This is a genomic window from Candidatus Symbiopectobacterium sp., from assembly GCF_020054415.1.
Classification (GTDB): Bacteria; Pseudomonadota; Gammaproteobacteria; order Enterobacterales; family Enterobacteriaceae; genus Symbiopectobacterium.
Genome location: NZ_JAHWCO010000037.1, coordinates 1 through 1,284, shown reverse-complemented (window position 1 = coordinate 1,284; position 1,284 = coordinate 1). Strand labels below are relative to the sequence as shown.

The window sequence follows — 1,284 nt, the reverse complement described above, 5'->3', positions numbered from 1 at the left end:
TACCCGCAGGAACTTCGCGAGGTAATCTACACGACGAACGCTATAGAATCACTGAACAGCGTGATCCGGCATGCAATCAAGAAACGCAAGGTGTTCCCGACTGATGACTCGGTGAAGAAGGTCGTATGGCTGGCAATCCAGGCGGCATCGCAGAAATGGACGATGCCCTTACAGGACTGGCGTATGGCAATGAGTCGCTTTATTATCGAGTTCGGTGACCGCCTTGACGGTCACTTCTGAGGAAAGGCATTTACACAAAATCTTAAACAGGCTCATGGCCACTTTTGTCATAACCGTGTTTTTTCACAGGAGATGTCTGTTCACAAAACGGGCATCTTACATCAACTTTAGCCACTGTATTCCACATCCAAAACCGGACATTTCACACTGCAATCAACATATTGAATACACGACACAAGGAGGGGATGCTGGAGGTAACGCGCCGTTATCCGGGATGTAAAATGGTTGCCAGCGTACTGCGTAATATTCGCTCGGTCGAAGACAGCCAATGGATGGGGCCGCTGTTGAGCGATGGCGAGTTTCATGAAACGACGCGCTATAACCTGCATGTGATGGAAAGTGTTGCGGCTGGTGATGCCTTCGGTGCCGGGTTGATGCACGGTATCTTGCTTCAGTTTGACGCACAGGAGTCTATCGACTTTGCAATTGCTGCCAGCGTTCTGAAATTGACGATCAGCGGTGACTTGAACCTGGTACAGGAATCGGATATCCGTGGTGTGATGAAAAAAGGTGGGGGTGCAAGCCTCAGCCGCTAACGGATTTGCAAGCCGCGTAACTTTCGAGCATAAAGCTAATTGTGCACCAAACCAAGGGGGGGTGGGAGCCACGCAATCTTGGCTTTTTTACGTTGAGGTGATGATGAAAAATAACGTCTTGGTCGTGTGATGCGCGTGCGATATTTGAAGCCAAAACGTGCGATAAATGACGGGCTACTTTTGTTTCCATCAGTGCAACGAAATTACACTGTCATTTTTCATCGGAGGCACTTTGGTCTGTACTAGCTCAGACCTGATCTGACAGTTACCGATTATTTATACAGGTGTCTGTCAAATTACATCTGGTTCAGATTCTTTTCTGCCCAGATCCGTTTTCCATCGAGTAAAGTGGCCATCGGCGTACGCACGCAGCACATTTTTCCCTGATGAGTTCGCTCATTATTGTAATGCCACAACCAGTTGTCCAGATCTGCCTGCAGGCTTTCCAGGTCTCCATATAACTTCTTGCGGAACGTAACCTGATAAAAATCCTGCAAAATGGTTTTAT

At 48.0% G+C, this 1,284-nt stretch carries 2 protein-coding genes and 2 pseudogenes; 2 read left to right on the top strand and 2 right to left on the bottom strand.

Translation table 11 applies throughout. The features are described from left to right. Nucleotides 1-240 (top strand): transposase (locus tag QZ506_RS01345; protein WP_291968508.1); only part of this gene is annotated, 240 nt, incomplete at its 5' end. A gap of 31 nt (nucleotides 241-271) precedes the next feature. Here the strand turns inward: QZ506_RS01345 and QZ506_RS01340 are convergent. After that, nucleotides 272-355 (bottom strand): annotated as a pseudogene (locus tag QZ506_RS01340) (IS1 family transposase); the annotation flags it as partial. A gap of 46 nt (nucleotides 356-401) precedes the next feature. On the opposite strand from QZ506_RS01340, the gene QZ506_RS01335 reads away from it, so the two are divergent. After that, entirely contained in the window at nucleotides 402-776 is a 375-nt protein-coding gene (locus tag QZ506_RS01335) for a PfkB family carbohydrate kinase (protein ID WP_291968506.1), read from the top strand. A 296-nt stretch (nucleotides 777-1,072) separates the two neighbouring features. Here QZ506_RS01335 and QZ506_RS01330 read toward each other — a convergent pair. Further along, nucleotides 1,073-1,284, bottom strand: a pseudogene (locus tag QZ506_RS01330) (IS481 family transposase); the annotation flags it as partial.